The sequence below is a fragment of the Ensifer sp. 2TAB8 genome, assembly GCF_052115125.1.
Classification (GTDB): domain Bacteria; phylum Pseudomonadota; class Alphaproteobacteria; order Rhizobiales; family Rhizobiaceae; genus Ensifer.
The window spans coordinates 166,253-184,269 of sequence record NZ_JBFRGB010000008.1 but is presented as its reverse complement, the minus strand read 5'-3'; the positions used below and the strand labels follow the sequence as shown (position 1 = coordinate 184,269).

Genomic DNA, 18,017 nt, shown 5'->3' with positions numbered 1-18,017 from the left:
CAAGCGCCAGGCTCGAAGGGCGCCGACGGCGATTTCGTGGCAAGGGCTTGAAAGCCGTGACCGGACACCACACATAGGCATCAACGAATTGCCCGTGGAGCCCGCCGGAATTGATCATCCGAAGGCTCCGGGCGTAGTTCGCGCGGAGACGCTGACCACGGATGTACTGGCAGTGTGACGCAGCGAGCGGGAAAAGGTCGGCATCGCCGGCCTTTTTTGTTTTTGCCCGCCAGAGCGGCCAACAACCCCCTTCAGTTCGACCGTAACCGCGTCGGCTTGTTGACGATGAGATTGGTCCAATCGTCGATGAAACGGGAGCGCTGCAACCGGTCTTGCGCGGCGAGCAACGCCGGGCCGATACGGATCGGCCGACCGATGCCGGATTCCACCAGTTTCACCGGCCCGTCGACCTCGGCGGGCAAGGCGCCATTCCGCGAAAAAAAGAACGCCTTCTCCCGTGCGACATCCTGCCCGCGCTCGGACAGCAAGTAATCGAGGAAACGACCGGCCAGATCGCTGCGCTTCGCACCCACGGGGATGAGCGCCCCACGGCTGAGGATCAGCGTATAGTCGCGCGGCAGCACGATCCGGAGCTTGTCGTTTCGCCGGGACGCGGCATAGGCATAGGAGCCGAGGATGTTGTAGCCGATATAGACATTGCCGCTATCCAGTTCCGACAACACCGCATTGTTGCAGCAGCGCAGCACCGCCTGGGCGCGGCTCAGGCTTTCGAGCAGGCGGCCATAGGTGGTCGATGCCTGCTGGGCGTCGAGGAAGGCGAGCAGATAGCCGATGCCAGACTGGCGCAGGTCATAGGTGCCGATACGGCCACGATAATAATCCGGCTTGAAGCGCAAGAGGTCCGTCAGCTCGCCATGGGTGTGCGGCACATCTTCCGGCGGCACGAAATCCCGGTGGTAGACCATGACCGAAGGCTCGAAAGTGAAGCCGAAAACCTCATCGCGCCAATTTGCCCAGGTGGGTACGTCGGCGGTTTCCGGCGAAACATGGGCGAGCGCACAGCCGTCATTTGCGAGCTTCACCAGTTGATCGACGGACGACGAAAGCAGGATGTCGCCGAAGGGCTGCTGCCGGCGGCAGGCGGCATCGGCATCGCGGTAGAGGTCATTGGTCACATAGTCGGTGTAGTCGATGGCGACGTCCCTTGCCGTCTCCTGAAAGTCGCGGATCAACGGCTCCATCGCCTCCACATCCGTCGCACCGTTGATCACGAGCCTGCCGCGCTCTGCATCAAGCGCCGGAAAGTGCGCCCGCATCCCCTCGACGGCAGCAGCCGGTGTGGCGAGCGCGAAGACCGCGGAGAGTGCAAGGAAGACGCGCTTCGACCAGATCATCATACGCCCTCCCGGTAGAGGGGAATTTCGAGAACGACGGTGAAATCGTGCTCGCCCTTCTCGAGAAAACGGACCGTGCCCCGATGGGCAGCCGCCACTTCCGCCGCAATCGCGAAACCAAGCCCCATGCTCCCCTCCCCCGTCTTCGAACTGACGAAACGCGCAGTGACCTGCGGCCATTCACCTGGCGGAATGCCGGGGCCATCATCGGCGACTTCCACGAGCGCCTGCTCGTCCTTCCGGTCCACCCGGACCGCCAGGCGCTGCTTGACGCCGTGCTGCAGGGCATTGTCGATGATGTTGGCTATTGCCTCGCGCAGGCTCACAGCATCGCCAAGCACGAAGACCGGCTCCACGCCGACTTCGAAGGAAACGACGACATCGGCGTCGACGGTGATCGGTACCGTCGACCGTAGAGCCTTGCGGGCGACATCGCCGAGATCGACCCGCTTGAAGCGCACGGAATCGGATCGGTGGATGACCATGGCATGGCTGAGCAGCTGGTTGGTGAGCCGCGCCAGCTGGCTGACGCGATCGCGCACCCGCCCCAGATGCCGTCTGCGGTTGGCGTCGAGATCGTCGTCATCGAGCATGTCGACCTGCGCCGAAAGGGCCGTGAGCGGCGTGCGGATCTGGTGGGCCGCATCGGCGATGAAGCGCTGAAGCAGGGTGACGCGTTCGTCGAGGCGGCCCATGAAATGATTGATCGACCCGACGAAAGGCTTGAGCTCCCTTGGCATGTCGGCCTCGACGGGGGTCAGGTCCTGCGGATCGCGGGCACGCAGCGTCGCGGCAAGGGCATCGACGGGCAGCAGTGAATAGCGGATGGCAAGCACGGTGCCGGCAAGCGCCAGCAGGCTCATGATGCCGACGAGGATCATCGCGCGCGTCGTCAGTTCGCCGGCAAGCGCGCGCCGCGCTTCGGTCGTCTGCGCCATGACCACATAGGCCCAGCCGGAAAAGGACGGGTCCGACAGCGCCCGCGAGACCACGGCCACGCGCACCGGCACCTTGCGATACTCCGTCGTCAGGAACACCGGGCCGGCCCGGGCCGCTGTCACGTCGATGCCGGTGTCGAGATCGTCGTAGCCGGTAAGGGTTCGGCCATCCGGGCCGACCACCCGATAGAAAATGCGGTCACGCTCGGCAAGGCCGAGCAGTTCGAAGGCCGACGACGGCAGCGTCACGCCAAGATTGCCCGCGTCGACGGTCATGTTCGCGGTGATCTGGATTGCTGCCCCAAGCAGCAGCCGGTCGTAGGCATCGTCGGCAGCCGCGCGGGCATAGTACCAGGCAGCCGCCGAGAGCAGCGCCGCCCCAGAGCAAAGCACCAGCGCGACGCGCAGCACGAGCCGCCAGAAGAGAGAGGTTTCACGCCGCTTCATCGGCCACCAGTTGATAGCCGAGACCACGGATGGTGACGATGCGCACCGACGAGCCCTCGATCTTCTTGCGCAGCCGTCCGACATAGAGTTCGACGGCATTGGGGTTGACGTTTTCGTCGAAGCCGAACAGCCGGTCGAGCAGTTCGTCCTTGCTGAAAACCCGCCCCGGCCGGGCGGCCAGTACCTCCAGAAGCGTGATCTCGCGCCGCTTGAGCTGGACCTCGCGATTGCCCACCCGCACGGAACGGCTGTTGCGGTCGAGAACAAGATCTCCACACTCGATGAGATTGGTCGGATCGCCCTGGCGGCGGCGCAGCAGCACGCGCGTGCGGGCCTCGAGTTCACGGAAATCGAACGGCTTGACCAGATAATCATCCGCGCCGAGATCGAGCGCGCCGACGCGGTCCTCGATCTCCGATCGCGCCGTCAGCACCAGCACCGGCGTCGTCTTTCGCCGGGCGCGCAGATGGCGCAGGATCTCGAACCCGTCGAGCCCCGGCAACATGACGTCGAGGATCACGAGATCATAATCGGTAAATTCGAGTATGTCGGCGGCGGTTTGACCGTCCGTCTGCCAATCGACGGTGTGCCCGACCTTTTCCAGTCGTCGGCTGATTGCCTCCCCGACATCCCTCGTGTCCTCCACCAGAAAGATGCGCATGGGCAAGCAGTGACATGGAAGATTTCAGCGATCAACCCGGCGGATCTGGTGACGACAGTGACAGCATGGTGACAGGTTCGGGGAGGAAAGAGGGCAGCCTGACCGCGACAACGGGAGATGCGGCCAGGGTCTGGACGACAATCATCGCCGAGGCATTTTCAGGCGGCCGCCACGCGGTCCGTCGATGCTGGTCGATGCCCGTCCGGGCCCTGGATGTCACGGTGGGGCAGGCGCGCGACAGCGCCTTCGAAAGAACAACTCATGGATGGGAGAGAGACCATGACCCGAACCCTCGTAAAGACCCTTCTGGCGGCCGGGCTTTTTGCCGCCGTTGCATCGCCGGCCGGCGCCGAGCCTACGAAGCCCGAGTGCCTCGCCGGCGCCAAGCCCGGCGGCGGCTTCGACCTCACCTGCCGGCTTGCCGCCAATGCGCTGCTCGAAGCCAAGATCATCGGCAAGCCGATGGCCGTCACCTACATGGAAGGCGGGGTCGGTGCAGTTGCCTACAACCACGTCATCGGCAAGCGCGGAACCGACGGCAACCTGATCACCGCGGCCTCGTCCGGCTCGGCGCTTCTGATCGCCCAGGGCAAGTTCGGGCAATATGACGAAACGGCCGTGCGTTGGCTCGGCGCGCTCGGCGCCGACTACGGCGTGCTCGTCGTTGCCGCCGATTCGCCCTACAAGACGCTTGGCGAACTGATCGCGGCCTACAAGGCAAACCCGACCGACTTTTCGGTTGCCGGCGGCGGCGCCGTCGGCTCACAGGACTGGATGAAGGGTTCGCTCTTGGCAAAGGCTGCCGGACAGGAGCCGAAGCAGATGCGCTATGTGGCGCTCGAAGGCGGCGGTGCGGTGCTGACGGCGCTCGAAGGTGGCCACGTCAAGGTCGGCGCCGGCGATGCGGCGGAAATGTCCAAGCACCATGCCGCCGGCAAGGTCCGCGTGCTCGCCGTCATGGCGCCCGAGCGCCTTCCCGGCGAACTTGCCGAAGTGCCGACCGCCAAGGAACAGGGCGTCGACATCGAATTGCCGGTCTGGCGCGGCTATTATGTCGGCAAGGACGTCTCCGACGCGGACTACAAATGGTGGGCCGACGCCTTCACCAAGCTCGTCGCAACGCCGGAATTCGTGAAGGAGCGCGAGGCGCGCGGTCTCTACGAATACAACCAGGTGGGCGATGCCTTCGACCAGCAGGTCAAGGCGGACGTGGCGCGCTTCAAGATCATCGCCAAGGAAGCCGGCATGTAATGCCGAGGATCGGAGCGGGACGACCTCCCGCTCCGATCGCCATCATCCTGCGGGCACATAGGCACCGGGCGATCCGATCCGGCCGTGAAGGAATGCCCGTTTTCCGTGACGACGTGATCATCGGGAAACCCAACATGTCAGACACTCCATCCTCATCCTCCCTCATCGGCAGGATCGGCGGGCTCGTGATGCTCGCGCTGGCTATTGCCTATGGCATCGGCGGCAGCCAGATCGAATATGCCTTCGCCTCGGACCCGCTCGGTCCACGCGTCGTGCCGGTACTGCTCGCCATCACCCTCGCGGTGCTTTGCCTCTTCTACCTGAAAAACCCCGGAACGGCCGAAGCCTTTCCGCGGGGGCAGCTTCTCGTGAAGATCGTTGCAGTACCGCTCCTGCTTCTTGCATCGGCACTGCTTCTGGAGCCCGCCGGCTTTGCCGCCTCGATCTTCCTGCTGACCTTCGGCGTCGGCTGGATCTTCGGCGCGCCGCTGCGTCTCGCGCTGATCGGCGGCGTCGGACAGGCGGTCCTCTGGTGGTTCGTCTTTTCCTACCTGCTCGACGTCTATCTGCCCGCCGGCCGGCTGTTCGGCTGATCCGCCGGTCAAGGAGTTAAACCCATGAATCTCGAATATCTCTGGAACGGCTTTACCGTCGCACTGACGATGCAGAACCTGCTCATCGGTCTCGCCGGCTGCTTCATAGGCACCCTCGTCGGCGCCTTGCCGGCCATCGGACCAATCAACGGCATCGCGCTTCTGATCCCGATCGCCTATACGATGGGACTGCCGGCCGAAAGCACGATGATCCTGCTCGCCGCCGTCTATAGCGGCGCCGAGTATGGCGGCCGGATCTCCTCGATCCTTCTGAACGTGCCGGGCGATGCCGGCGCCGTGATGACGGCGCTCGACGGCAACCCGATGGCCCGCCAGGGCCGCGCCGGCGAAGCGCTGATGCTCTCGGGCCTCTCCTCCTTCGTCGGCGGCGTCTTCGGCGCCGTCGGGCTTGCGCTGTTTGCGCCGCTGCTTGCGGGCCTCGCGATCGGCTTCGGCCCGGCCGAATATTTCGTGCTGATGGTCTTTGCCTTCGCCACACTCGGCTCCATGGTCGGCAGCCAGCCGGTAAAGACGCTGATCGGCTGCACCCTCGGGCTGATGCTTGCGACTGTCGGCCTTGACGCCACCTCCGGCGCCTACCGCTTCACCTTCAACGAGCCGGAACTCGGTGACGGCATCGAATTCGTCGTGCTGGTCATCGGCCTGTTCTCGGTGTCCGAGGCGCTGCTGATCCTCGAGCACCACGCAAGCGGCGTCACGGTCATCCGCGAACTCGGTCGCATGACCGCCCGCCTCGACGACATCCGCAAGTCCGTCGGCGCGACGCTGCGCGGCTCGGTCATCGGCTTCATCGTCGGCGTGCTGCCCGGCACCGGCGCATCGGTATCGAGCGCGGTTTCCTACACCACGGAAAAGCGGATCTCCGACACCGAGGGCACCTTCGGCAAGGGAGACGTGCGTGGTCTCACGGCACCGGAGGCGGCCAACAACGCCACCGCCTGTGGTGCCTTCGTGCCGATGCTGACGCTCGGCGTGCCCGGCTCCGGCACGACCGCCGTCATGCTCGGCGCGCTGATGCTCTACAACATCCAGCCGGGCCCGATGCTGATCACCGAACGACCTGAAGTGGTCGGCGGCCTTGTCGCGTCGCTGTTCATCGGCAACGTGCTGCTTCTTCTCCTCAACCTGCCGCTGGTCAACATCTTCGCTCGCGTTTTGACGGTACCGAACTGGTTGCTGGTTCCGGGCATCCTCGTGCTCTCGGTTGTCGGCGTCTATTCCACCCACGCGTCGGTGTTCTCGATCCTCCTGATGCTCGGCATCGGCGTCATCGGCTGGCTGCTTCGAAAGGCCGGCTTCGACATGGCGCCGATCATCCTCGGCTTTGTGCTCGGGCATGTGATGGAGGTGAACCTGCGCAATGCACTGGCGATCAGCGGCGGCGACATCTCGATCCTGTTCCAGAGCAAGATCTCGATCATCCTCTGGATCCTGGCGGGCGCCATGGCCGTGATGCCGCTTGTTGTCGGCTGGAGGAAGGCAAAGCGCATGAAGACCGCGACGAGCTAGCTGATCCCCTCCCTGTCGGCTGCTTGGACAGCGGCGCGCGAACTCATCGCGCGCCGCTGTTGTCGTTTAGGGCGGCACCAATTTCAGACTATAAATCCAATATAGACAATTTCGTCTACGCATGTTTTAAGGGACGCCATCGAGGAAGAGGAATACCGTGACCTCAGAACTCCGCCCTTATAGCCTGGTCTGCGACGCGGTCGCCTTGCTGTTCCAGCCCTATGCCGAAGTCGTGCTGCATGACCTCGCAACCGAAACCGTCGTCCACATCGCCGGCAACTTCTCCAAGCGCGAGATCGGCGAGCCCTCGCTGCTGAGCGAAATCGGCTTCCGGCAAGGCGATGCGATCATCGGCCCCTACGAAAAGGTCAACTGGGACGGCCGGTCGATCAAGGCGATCAGCGCGGTGCTGCGTGATACGGCCGGCAGGGCGATCGGCGTGCTCTGCATCAACGCCGACGTCTCGGACTTCCATGCAGCACTCCGCACGCTCAACGCGCTCGTCCGCGTTCCCGTCGACGCTGACAAGCCGGAGAGCCTGTTTCGGGAGGACTGGCACGAACGCGTCAACGAATACGTCCAGCAGTGGACCGCGGCGCGCGGGCTGACGATCTCGACCCTGAGCCGCACCGACAAGCAAGAACTGGTCATCGCCCTTTCGTCAAACGGCGCCTTCGGCGGCAAGAACGCCGCGTCCTACATCTCGCGAATCCTCGGCATGGGCCGGGCGACCGTCTATAAATATCTGAGCAAGGACAGTGCGCCATGATCGTCATCGACCGAGAAAGACTGGCCGAGCTACCGTTGCTGACGCTCGCCGCACCGGCCATCCGCGATGCCTATATCGCGGTCACCGACGGTCGCGCCAACCTGCCGCCGGTCGGTTATCTACCGCTTCCTGGTCGCAATGCGGATTGCCACATCAAGTACGGCTACATCGAAGGCGATCCGATCTTCGTCGTGAAGATCGCCTCCGGTTTCTACGACAATCCGGCCAAGGGATTGCCCTCGAGCAACGGCATGATGGTCGCGGTATCCTCGGAGACCGGCGACGTGGTGGCAGTGCTCGACGACAAGGGCCTGCTCACCGATCTGCGCACCGGCATCGGCGGTGCGATCGCAACGATAGCGCTCTGGCGCAAGGACGCGCGGAGGATCGGGATCGTCGGCACCGGAACTCAGGCGCGCATCCAGATCCGGGCGCTTGCCGCGCTCTCGGATCGACCGCTGCGGTTCACGGTCTGGGGGCGATCCATGGAGCGGGCCAACGCCGTGCTTGCCGATCTGGCGGAGCTTGACCTTTCCATCGCGGCGACAACCGATCTCGAGGCACTCTGCCGCCAGTCCGATGCGATCGTGACCACGACGCCATCGAAGGAGCCGCTGATCCGATCGGACTGGATCGCGCCTGGCACCCATGTCACCGCCATGGGTGCGGACGCACCCGCTAAGCAGGAACTCGACATTGCCCTCGTTGCGCGCGCCGACCGGCTGGTCGTCGATCTCGCCGAGCAATGCCTTGACCATGGTGAACTCTCCGCGGCGGCGCGCGCCGGGCTGATCGGCGTGGACCGCTGTGTCGCGCTCGGCGCGATCCTTTCCGATGTGGCCGAAGGCCGGCGCTCGGACCGCGACATCACCATCGCGGACCTGACGGGGATCGCGACGCAGGACATCGCCATCGCCCGCACCGTGCTCGATGAACTCGGCCTGCTCGGCCGTGCCCAAGGAACAACCGCATGACCAAAGACGTCCTCGACACGGCCGCACGCGCTGTCCGCGCACGCCAGCGCATCCGTCCCTTCATCTATGAGACGCCGCTGATCCCCTCGCGCACGATCGGGCAGCAGGCATCGTCGTCGGTGCTGTTCAAGGCGGAAAACCTGCAGCTGACCGGTTCCTTCAAGATCCGCGGTGCTGCGAGCAAAATGACGTCGCTGCCCAGGGACCATCAGGTGATCACCGCCTCTTCCGGCAATCACGGCATTGGCGCTGCCCATGCAGCAAGCGCGATCGGTCAGAAACTGRCGGTCGTGYTGCCCGAAATCGTCAAGACGGCGAAGCTGGAGCGCATCCGCGCCTACGGTGTCAACGTCGTCCTCCACGGTTCCGAAACCGGGCTTGCCGAACAGCATGCGCAGCAACTGGCCGCGACCGAAAAGCTCGGCTACGTCTCGCCCTACAACGACCCGGAAATCATCGCCGGCCAGGGCACGATCGCACTTGAACTGCTGGAGCAGGCCGAGCGCATCGACAATGTCTTCATCGCCATGGGCGGTGGCGGACTGATCAGCGGCATAGGCTCGGTGCTGAAGAGCTTCAGCCCGTTGACCCGCGTCATCGGCGTCTCCGCGGCAAATTCGGCGGCACTCGCGGCTTCGATGAAGGCTGGCCGCGTGGTCGAAACCGAACACCTCGACACCCTCGCCGATGCCGTCGCCGGCGGTCTTGACGAAGACAGCATGACACTCGGGCTTGCGATGGCCGTCGTCGATGAGGTCGTGACCTGCTCCGAAGCCGAGATTGCCGCGGCGATGCGGGACGTGCTTCTCGATGAGCATATGTTGGTCGAAGGAGCGGCAGCTCTCGCACTTGCTGGCTTCCGGCAGATCGCAGGAAGATGCGCCGGCCAGACGAATGTCGTCCTGCTCTGCGGCGGCAATGTCGATGGCGCCAGCGTGTTGCCTTCGTTGCTGGGGTAGAAGCGCCGCTGCATGGTTCCGCCTCGCCTCTAGAGGCTGACACGCTCCACGTAGTAGCGCGGGATCTTCACCCGGTCCCGATCGCGGTAGAAGTCGATGCAGAAATCGACGAAGGCCTTGAACCGCTTCGAGACGTGCCGGCGGCGCGAATAGATGAGGTTGATCGCCGTCTGCGGCGAGCGCCAGTCCGAGAGCACCGGCTCCAGCAGGCCCGCCTGCCGCTCGGTCTCGACGAAGAAATCGGGCAGATAGGCGATGCCCTCACCGGCAACCGCGAAGTACTTGATCGTCCAGTAGTCGTTGGTGGTGCAGGTGGATGTCGGCAAGAGATCCACTTCGTCGTCCGCTGCCTGCGTCAGATACCACGACTGCAACCGCGTCGGCTGGCGGAAGACGAGGCCGCGGTGGCCGGCAAGCGCATCCGGACTATCCGGCTGGCCGTGTCGGGCGATGTATTGCGGGCTGGCGAAGAGGCCGTAGGACGAGACCGAAAGTCTACGGCTGATATAGTCGACATCGGAAGGCTCGCCCCAGTGGAAAATGCCGTCAAGCGCCTGTTCGGTGACATCGGAAAAGGGTTGGCGTGAGGAGAGGAACACGACGTCGAGATTGACCTGAGGATATTGCTGGCGAAAGGCGTAGAGCAGCTCAGAGGTGATCGTCGTACCGAATTCGCCGGTCGAGCCCACGCGCAGCGTGCCCGCCACCTCCTGGCGCATCTCCGCCATCGCCGTTGCCGCATCGTCGCAGTTCGACTGGATCAGTCGGGCGTAGCGCAGGAACTCCGCGCCGGCATCGGTCACATGCAGTTGGTGCCCCTCGCGCACGAAGAGCTCGATGCCGAACTCATCCTCCAATTGCCGGATCTTGTGGCTGAGCGTCGATTTCGGCAGGCGATGGCGCCTGGAAGCCGCTGAAATCGAACGGGAATCCGCAACTTTCACAAAGCAGTCGATAAGCGAGAGATCCATCTTTCGTCCAAAATCTTGTACGATATGTCCAGAGATTAGCCTATTTCGACCCATTGTGTAAACGAGTGGGAATTGGGAATATTCACTGGAGCTAAGGGAGAAGAGGTTCCAGTGAGCGATATCAGAGAATTCATTCGCGCCGCATCCGGCACCGGCGGCAAGGCAACCCTGGCGATCCGCGGTGGTCGCCTGGTCAACGTCGTTTCGGAAGAGATCTATCAGGCCGACGTTGCCGTCTATGGCGAGCGCATCATCGCGGTCGGCGACATCACCGACTATATCGGGCCAGAGACGAAGATCGTCGACGCCACCGGAAAGTACCTGGCACCCGGCATGATCGACGGACATCTGCATGTCGAATGCTCGAAGATGTCGCTGACGAGCTTTGCCAAGGCTGTCGTGCCGCTCGGCACCACCTCGATCGTCACCGGTCTCGACCAGATCATCGTCGTCGGCGGCCCCGCCGCTGCGCGCGAGTTCCTCGATGAAGCCAAGCAAACGCCGCTTAGGGTATTCTGGGGCGCGCCGTGCAAGACGCCCTACACCATGCCGCGTTCGACCGTCGGCCACTATTTCAGCCCGGCCGATCACCAGGCGACGCACCACTGGCCGGAATGCGTCGGCATCTGGGAGACCGTGCGCGAATTCATCCAGGAAGAAGACACCGACGTTCTGGCGGCGCTCGAACTTGCTGAAAAGAGCCGGCTTCCCGTGCTCGGCTGCTGCCCGATGACCCGCGGCGCACGGCTCAACGGCTACCAGCAGTCGGGTGTGCGCGCCGATCACGAAAGCTACTCGCCGGAAGAAATGCTCGAAAAGCTGCGCGCCGGCATGCATGTCGTCGTACGCGAATCCTCGATCTCGCACTTCCTCGCCGACAACCTGCGCATCGTCACCGAGATGGGCGTCAAGGCGCTGCGCCGCATCAGCTTCTGCACCGACGACGTGGTAGCGAGCGACATCCTCAAGCGCGGCCATCTCGACAACATGGTGCGCATGGCGATCGCCATGGGCATTTCGCCGATGGCAGCGATCCAGATGGCGACCATCAATGGCGCCGATGCGCTCAGGATCGACGACAAGGTCGGCTCGATCTCGCCCGGCCGCGCCGCCGATATCCTGCTCGTCGACGACCTGCGCAACTTCAGCATCGAAACCGTCGTCGCCAAGGGCGAAGTCGTCGCTCGTGACGGCAAGATGGCGATCGAACTGATCCCGCCGCAGCGCAGCGTCGCCCTTCTCAATTCGGTCAAGGTCGCGCCGCTCCAGCCCGGCGATCTCAAGGTCGCCTATCACGGCGCCGGCGAAACGGCGGACGCCATGGCGATCGCCGTCACCCCGGAAAAGATCTTCGTGCGGACCCGCCGCGACGTGACACTTAGCGTCAAGGATGGCCAGGTCCTCGCCGATCCGGCAAGGGACGTGCAATACGTCACCGTCGTCGAACGCTACGCCAAGACGAACAACCGTCCCGTCGCCTTTGCCTCCGGCTTCGGCCTCAAGCAGGGCGCGATTGCCAGCTCCACCGCGCCCGATGACAACAACATCATCTGCATCGGCGCCGATCTCGAGGACATGCGCATCGCCATCAACCACCTGATCGCCAACAATGGCGGCCAGGTGGTGGTCAGGAACGGCAAGGTCGAAGCCTTCCTGCACCTGCCGATCGGCGGCATCGTCTCCGATATCGAGCCGGCCGAAATGGCGGCGCTGGAGGATCAGCTCGACGACGCCGCGCGAGCCCTCGGCTGCCCGCTGCCCTGGCCCTTCATGTACATGTTCGTGTTGCAGATCACGGCGATCCCGGAATATGCGATCACCGATCTCGGTGTCGTCGACTGCGTCGGGCTGAAGGTGATCTCGCCGTTTTCGCCCGCCGGCGGGGACGAGCGCGCCGTCGCTGCGGAATGATGCCTTGGAAGGGGGTCGGTCATGCCGGCCCCCTTCTTCGTTCAAAAAAAGGGGAACAAGATGAACTATCAGAACAAGACCGTGGAGGCGGCACCAGGTCCGGAGACATCCTGGCTCGCAGCCCTCCTCGACCGCTACTTCCAGATTTCGCGGCTCGGCTCGACCGTCCGCACCGAGATCCTCGCAGGCCTCACCACCTTTCTGGCTGCCTCCTATGTCATCGTCGTCAATCCCTCGATCCTCGCGCATGCGGGCATTCCGTTTTCGGCGGGCGTGACGGCGACGGTGCTCGTCAGCTTCATCGGCAGCTGCGCCATGGGGCTTTATGCGCGTAGCCCCATCCTTGTGGCGCCTGGCATGGGCATCAATGCGCTCTTTGCCTACACCATGGTCGTCGGCGCCAAGGTGCCGCTTGAGGTCGCGCTCGGCTGCGTCTTCTGGGCCGGCGTGCTCTTCACCGTCATGGCGTTCTTCAACCTTCGCCAGACGATCATCGAGGCGATCCCGGTCGATCTGCGCTATGGCATCGCCTGCGGCATCGGCCTGTTCATCGCGCTGATCGGGCTGGAAAACGCCAAGTTCATCGTCGCCAACCCTGACACCATCGTCGGCCTGACCCAGTTCAACCCGGTCACCCTCACCTTCATCGCCGGTTTCGTGCTGACGGTGGCGCTGGTGGTGCGGCGGGTTCCGGGCGCCATGATGGCCGGCATGATCCTCACCACCGTCCTGTCGATCCCGATCGGCCGCTGGTGGGGCGACGGAGCTGCGTTCTGGCCGGAGACGCCCGATGTGCACACGCTCGTCAACTGGAGCGGCTTTTCCGCTGCACCGGATTTCAGCTTCGTGGGCCAGATCGATCTCATGGGCGCGCTGAACCTGATCTACCTGCCTTTCATCTTCGTCTTCCTGTTCACCAACTTCATCGAGGCGCTCTCGACATTCCTTGGCCTCGCGGAAGCGGCAGACCTGAAGGATGAAAACGGCATGCCGCGCAACATCCGGGAATCGATGCATGTCGACGCCATCGCGGCGCTGATTTCCGCACCGCTCGGCACCAGCCCGGCGACCGTCTATCTCGAATCTGGTGCCGGCATCCAGCAGGGCGGACGCACGGGTCTCGTCGCGCTGGTCGCGGGTCTTCTCTTCGTGCCTTTCCTGTTCTTGTCGCCGCTGCTTTCGCTGGTGCCGGCGGTCGCGACCGCACCAGTGCTGATCCTCACCGGTCTGTTCATGTCCGAACCGATCAGCAACATCCGCTGGAGCGCGCTCGACGAGGCGATCCCTGCCTTCCTTGCGATCGTCTTGATCCCGCTCACCTTCTCGATCACGCTCGGCCTGTCGCTTGCGATCATCGCCTATGTGCTGATCAAGCTGGTCTGCGGCCGGGCCGGCGATGTAAGACCGGTCATGTGGTTCGTGGCCCTGCTTGCCGCAGCGCTCGTCGCCCAGACCCAGTAACCGCCAGAAATCCTTCGGCGCCCTCGATGCCAGGGCGCCGACATCGCCCATCCGAAGGAAACTGTCATGCTTCAATCCTGGTCGAAGACCGCACCCGAACTGGTCGATGTCGCCATGGGCCGCAAGCCCGCCGATCTCGTGATCCGCAACGGCAAATGGGTCAATGTCTACTCCGGCGAAATCATCCCCGGCACCGACATCGCCGTCAAAGCCGGCCGCTTCGCCTATGTGGGCCCGAACGCCAGCCACACGATCGGCGACGGTACCAAGGTCGTCGACGCCGCCGGCCGTTATCTCGTTCCCGGCCTCTGCGACGCGCACATGCATGTGGAAAGCGGTCTCGTCACCGTCACCGAATTTGGCCGCGCGGTCATCCCGCACGGCACCACCACCATGTTCATCGACCCGCACGAGATCGCCAACGTGCTCGGCCTTGACGGCGTCCGGCTGATGAACGAGGAGGCCCAGAGCCTGCCGATCAACGTACTCGTCCAGGTGCCTAGCTGCGTGCCGAGCGCGCCGGGCCTTGAAACCGCCGGCGCCGAACTTTCCGCGCAGGATGTCGCGGAAGCGCTCGCCTGGCCGAACGTCATCGGCCTTGGCGAGATGATGAATTTCCCCGGCGTCGCCGGAAATGACCCGAAGATGATGGCCGAGATCGCCGCCACCCAGGATGCCCGGCTCACCGTCGGTGGGCACTATGCCTCGCCGCATCTCGGCCGCGAGTTCCACGCCTATGCCGCCGGCGGCCCGGCCGACGACCATGAAGGCACGACGGTCGACGACGCGATCGCCCGTGTACGCCAGGGCATGCGCGCCATGCTGCGCCTCGGCTCCGCCTGGTACGACGTTGCGGCACAGATCAAGGCCGTCACCGAATCCGGCCTCGACCCGCGCAACTTCCTGCTCTGCACCGACGACAGCCATTCCGGCACACTGGTTCACGACGGGCACATGAACCGCGTGGTCCGCCATGCGATCGCACAAGGTCTGAAGCCCGTCACCGCGATCCAGATGGCGACGCTCAACACCGCCCAGCACTTCGGCCTGGAGCGCGAAATCGGCTCCATCGCGCCAGGCCGGCGCGCAGACCTGATCGTGACCTCCGACCTTGCCGCATTGCCGATCGAAATGGTCTTTGCCCGTGGCGAACTGATGGCGGAGAATGGCGCGCTGGTGCGCGATATCCCAGCCTACGTCTATCCGGAAAGCGCCTGCAACACCGTCCATCTCGGCCGGGTGCTGGCCGCGGCGGATTTCGACATCCCATCCAATGCGCGGGCGACACGCGCGCGGGTCAACGTGATCGGCGTCGTCGAGAACCAGGCGCCGACGCGGGCGCTTCAGGCCGAAGTCGCAATCGAGAACGGCCTCGTGCAGATGGACCGGGCCAACGACGTCTGCCAGATCGCACTCGTCGAGCGCCACCGCGGCACCGGCGACGTGGTCAACGCCTTCGTCTCCGGCTTCGGCTATGACAGCGATTGCGCCATGGCGAGCACGGTCGCGCATGACAGCCACCACATGATCGTCGTCGGCACGAACAAGGCGGACATGGCCAAGGCCGCCAACCGGCTGCACGAGGTCGGCGGCGGCATCGTCGTCATCAAGGAAGGCCGCGAACTGGCCCTGGTAGAGCTGCCCGTCGCCGGGCTGATGTCGGATCAGCGGGCAGAGGTCGTCGCCGAGAAGGCCGCTGCCATCGTCGAGGCCATGCGCGCCTGCGGCTGCCGGCTGAACAACGCCTATATGCAGCACTCGCTGCTGGCGCTCGTCGTCATCCCGGAACTCAGGATTTCCGACAAGGGCCTGATCGACGTGCGGACCTTCCAGAAGACCGACGTGATTCTGAGCACGCACTGATCACCGTTCAAGGATCGGCCGCCTCAACCAGGCGGCCGATCCTTGAGCACGATGTGCCAAGGCGCCGTTATGAACCGGAGAGCGGCCGTCCAATCCCCCGATTTCTTCTTTTATGGTTAACCGGCACCGGAGGAAAACGGAACCCGCCGCTCGCCCGTCCAAATCAACCATTCGTCGAGGCCCGGGAGGTCGACCTGGCGCCGCAAACCGTGCTTCAGGCCGCTGTCCTGCAATGGGATTGCTGTATGGGCCAACCTTTGGCGCAGGATCGAACCGACACCAAATTGCATGCAATGATGGTAAATGATAAAAGAAGGAGCTCATATACAACCGTGCGGGGCAATGGCTGCCACGCCAGGCTCGCCATGTTTCGAAGCGAGGTTTCCACAGGCCATTATCAGCGTGCGGCAAGGGCATTGACCCGGATACGTCGCGCGATAGCTTTGGAGAAGGACGACCCACGCCGCAATGCCGCGCGTGGCGGTGTCCCCGGGAGCCGCGACCGCTGCTGTCCCCGGGCGAGTTCGGAACAGAAAGGGAAAGGCAAGTATGCCGGACACTGACGCAAACTTGTCTGCTTCAGCTTCAGTGCAAGATCCCGTCGCGGCCAACGCCGATGACATCCTCTCGTTCTACGACGAGGCGTTTCACCTGACCGGCGCGTCGCCGGCGCTCCAGGAGACCTACGAAGTCGGGACGCTGGTCGATGCAACCTTGTGGCACCTCTATCCCGAACTGCTGGCCCCTGCCTCAAAGGCGACGGTCGCGTCGGTGATCGCAAACGGCGTGCCCAGAAGCGTTGAAGTCATCGACGCCAACACCAAGTCCAAGCGCACGCTTCTGGTCTTCCGCGCCTTGCGCGGCATCGGCGTGCTTGAAACCAGCGGCCGCTCGACACGCCGCGAGGTCGGCAGCCATGGCGAGAGCGAACGGGCGCTGCTCCTGCACCAGGCAACGCACGATGTGCTGACGGGCCTGCCTAATCGCCGCCAATTCAGCGACGACCTGCAGAACATCCTGCCGACGCCCGGCGAAAAGCTGGCACTGATGCAGATCGACCTCGACGATTTCAAGCCGGTCAACGATACGCTCGGCCACGGCGCCGGCGACGCCGTGCTCAAGATGGCGGCCGAGCGCATTCGCGGCGCGCTCCGCGATGGCGAGGTGGCCTATCGCCTCGCCGGTGACGAATTCGCCGTCATCCAGCGCCACAGCGATCAGCCGACGGATGCCGAATATCTTGCAGAGGCCTTGATCCAGTCGTTCAATGAGCCGTTCACGATCGACGGCATCGCGGTTTTCGTCGGCGCCAGCATTGGCATTGCCATCGCTCCCAACGACGGCAACGAGATCGAGCAGTTGATGAAGGCGGCGGATATCGCCCTCTATGCCGCAAAGAAGGACGGACGGGGACGCGCAAAAACGTTCAGCCGCTCCATGTTGATCGTGCTGGAGCAGCGAGAAATGCTCCGTCGCAGCCTGCGCACTGCGCTACAGGACAACCAGTTTTCCATCGAGTACCAGCCGCTCGTCGAACCGCCGTTCTCGATCGTCGGCTTCGAAGCGTTGGTGCGCTGGCACCATCCGCTGGTGGGTGTCATCCCACCCAACGTCTTCATTCCCATGGCGGAAGCCGACGGATTGATGAACGAGATCGGCCAATGGGTGCTGGAAGAGGCCTGCCGGCAGGCCGCCACCTGGCCGTCGCACTTCACCGTCGCCGTCAATCTGTCGCCGGCCGAATTCCTGCGGGAGGGACTGACCGACCGCATCGCCCAGGCGCTCGACATGGCGGGCCTCAGGGCTGATCGGCTCGAGTTGGAAGTTACGGAAACGGTCCTGCTTGAGCGCACCACCAACAATCTGGACACGCTGAATACGCTGAACGTGCTGGGCATCCAGATCTCGCTCGACGATTTCGGCACCTTCTACTCCTCACTCAGCTACCTCAAGAACTTCCCCTTCGACACAATCAAGATCGACCGATATTTCATCAAGGACCTCGAGAGCGACGAGAAGAGCCAGACAATCGTTCGATCGATCATCGGGCTTGCGCATGGCCTTGGCATGCGGGTCACCGCCGAAGGCGTGGAAACGATGGGACAGGCGGTCTGGCTGCGAAAAGAGGGATGCGACCGGCTGCAGGGCTATTTCCTGGGCATGCCCATGCCGGCTGAAGCGATCGGCGCCTATCTCCGCCGCTCGTCGGCAATGGCGACGCTCTAGCGGCATCCGTGCGTTGCGCGCCGTGAAACGCGGCGCAAAACCTGGGTTGTTTACGTGCAAGATCCGGGGGGTGCCTGGTTACAAATCATTATAGAAACTGCGTTATGG

14 protein-coding genes are annotated in these 18,017 nt (G+C 63.8%); 10 read left to right on the top strand and 4 right to left on the bottom strand.

The window, feature by feature from the left end:
• Nucleotides 1-251 precede the first annotated feature (251 nt).
• From AB4Z53_RS15895 to AB4Z53_RS15885, 3 genes are read right to left on the bottom strand one after another with little or no spacing between them, the layout of a single operon-like run.
• On the bottom strand, nt 252-1,355 hold the full coding sequence (locus AB4Z53_RS15895; protein ID WP_441596585.1) for an ABC transporter substrate-binding protein: 1,104 nt from the start codon (nt 1,353-1,355) through the stop codon (nt 252-254).
• Nucleotides 1,355-2,740 carry a sensor histidine kinase N-terminal domain-containing protein gene (locus tag AB4Z53_RS15890; RefSeq protein WP_441596584.1) on the bottom strand — a complete coding sequence of 462 codons (1,386 nt, stop codon included), beginning with the start codon at nt 2,738-2,740 and terminating at the stop codon, nt 1,355-1,357. Before AB4Z53_RS15890 ends, AB4Z53_RS15895 begins: the two co-directional genes overlap by 1 nt.
• Entirely contained in the window at nt 2,727-3,401 is a 675-nt protein-coding gene (locus AB4Z53_RS15885; protein WP_291149726.1) for a response regulator transcription factor, read from the bottom strand. Before AB4Z53_RS15885 ends, AB4Z53_RS15890 begins: the two co-directional genes overlap by 14 nt.
• Nucleotides 3,402-3,680: 279 nt before the next feature.
• On the opposite strand from AB4Z53_RS15885, the gene AB4Z53_RS15880 reads away from it, so the two are divergent.
• The 6 genes from AB4Z53_RS15880 to AB4Z53_RS15855 all read left to right on the top strand — a co-directional run bounded on the left by AB4Z53_RS15880 (nt 3,681) and on the right by AB4Z53_RS15855 (nt 9,477).
• Nucleotides 3,681-4,652, top strand: coding sequence for a Bug family tripartite tricarboxylate transporter substrate binding protein (locus tag AB4Z53_RS15880; protein ID WP_441596583.1), 972 nt, complete (start codon nt 3,681-3,683; stop codon nt 4,650-4,652).
• A gap of 134 nt (nt 4,653-4,786) precedes the next feature.
• Nucleotides 4,787-5,245 (top strand): tripartite tricarboxylate transporter TctB family protein, encoded by a 459-nt coding sequence (locus tag AB4Z53_RS15875; protein ID WP_113539859.1) that lies wholly within the window; start codon nt 4,787-4,789, stop codon nt 5,243-5,245.
• 24 nt (nt 5,246-5,269) lie between these two features.
• Nucleotides 5,270-6,775: a tripartite tricarboxylate transporter permease gene (locus tag AB4Z53_RS15870; RefSeq protein ID WP_441596582.1), complete on the top strand. Its 1,506-nt coding sequence runs from the start codon at nt 5,270-5,272 to the stop codon at nt 6,773-6,775.
• Nucleotides 6,776-6,932: 157 nt separating this feature from the next.
• Complete coding sequence (locus tag AB4Z53_RS15865; RefSeq protein ID WP_441596581.1) at nt 6,933-7,544, top strand: helix-turn-helix transcriptional regulator; 612 nt, start codon at nt 6,933-6,935, stop codon at nt 7,542-7,544.
• A complete protein-coding gene (locus tag AB4Z53_RS15860; protein ID WP_441596580.1) occupies nt 7,541-8,518 on the top strand; it encodes an ornithine cyclodeaminase family protein in 978 nt (325 codons plus the stop codon). The genes AB4Z53_RS15865 and AB4Z53_RS15860 overlap by 4 nt, the downstream gene beginning before the upstream one ends.
• Nucleotides 8,515-9,477 carry a pyridoxal-phosphate dependent enzyme gene (locus tag AB4Z53_RS15855; protein ID WP_441596579.1) on the top strand — a complete coding sequence of 321 codons (963 nt, stop codon included), beginning with the start codon at nt 8,515-8,517 and terminating at the stop codon, nt 9,475-9,477. Before AB4Z53_RS15860 ends, AB4Z53_RS15855 begins: the two co-directional genes overlap by 4 nt.
• A 29-nt stretch (nt 9,478-9,506) precedes the next feature.
• Here AB4Z53_RS15855 and AB4Z53_RS15850 read toward each other — a convergent pair whose 3' ends face one another.
• Complete coding sequence (locus AB4Z53_RS15850) at nt 9,507-10,448, bottom strand: LysR substrate-binding domain-containing protein (protein WP_441596578.1); 942 nt, start codon at nt 10,446-10,448, stop codon at nt 9,507-9,509.
• 111 nt (nt 10,449-10,559) lie between these two features.
• Between AB4Z53_RS15850 and AB4Z53_RS15845 the strand changes: the two genes are divergently transcribed.
• The 4 genes from AB4Z53_RS15845 (at nt 10,560) to AB4Z53_RS15830 (ending at nt 17,909) form a co-directional block, all read left to right on the top strand.
• On the top strand, nt 10,560-12,359 hold the full coding sequence (locus tag AB4Z53_RS15845; RefSeq protein ID WP_441596577.1) for an adenine deaminase: 1,800 nt from the start codon (nt 10,560-10,562) through the stop codon (nt 12,357-12,359).
• A gap of 60 nt (nt 12,360-12,419) precedes the next feature.
• A complete protein-coding gene (locus tag AB4Z53_RS15840; RefSeq protein ID WP_441596576.1) occupies nt 12,420-13,820 on the top strand; it encodes an NCS2 family permease in 1,401 nt (466 codons plus the stop codon).
• 66 nt (nt 13,821-13,886) lie between these two features.
• Complete coding sequence (gene ade, locus AB4Z53_RS15835) at nt 13,887-15,683, top strand: adenine deaminase (protein ID WP_441596575.1); 1,797 nt, start codon at nt 13,887-13,889, stop codon at nt 15,681-15,683.
• 549 nt (nt 15,684-16,232) lie between these two features.
• Nucleotides 16,233-17,909: a putative bifunctional diguanylate cyclase/phosphodiesterase gene (locus AB4Z53_RS15830; RefSeq protein ID WP_113539730.1), complete on the top strand. Its 1,677-nt coding sequence runs from the start codon at nt 16,233-16,235 to the stop codon at nt 17,907-17,909.
• Nucleotides 17,910-18,017 lie beyond the last annotated feature (108 nt).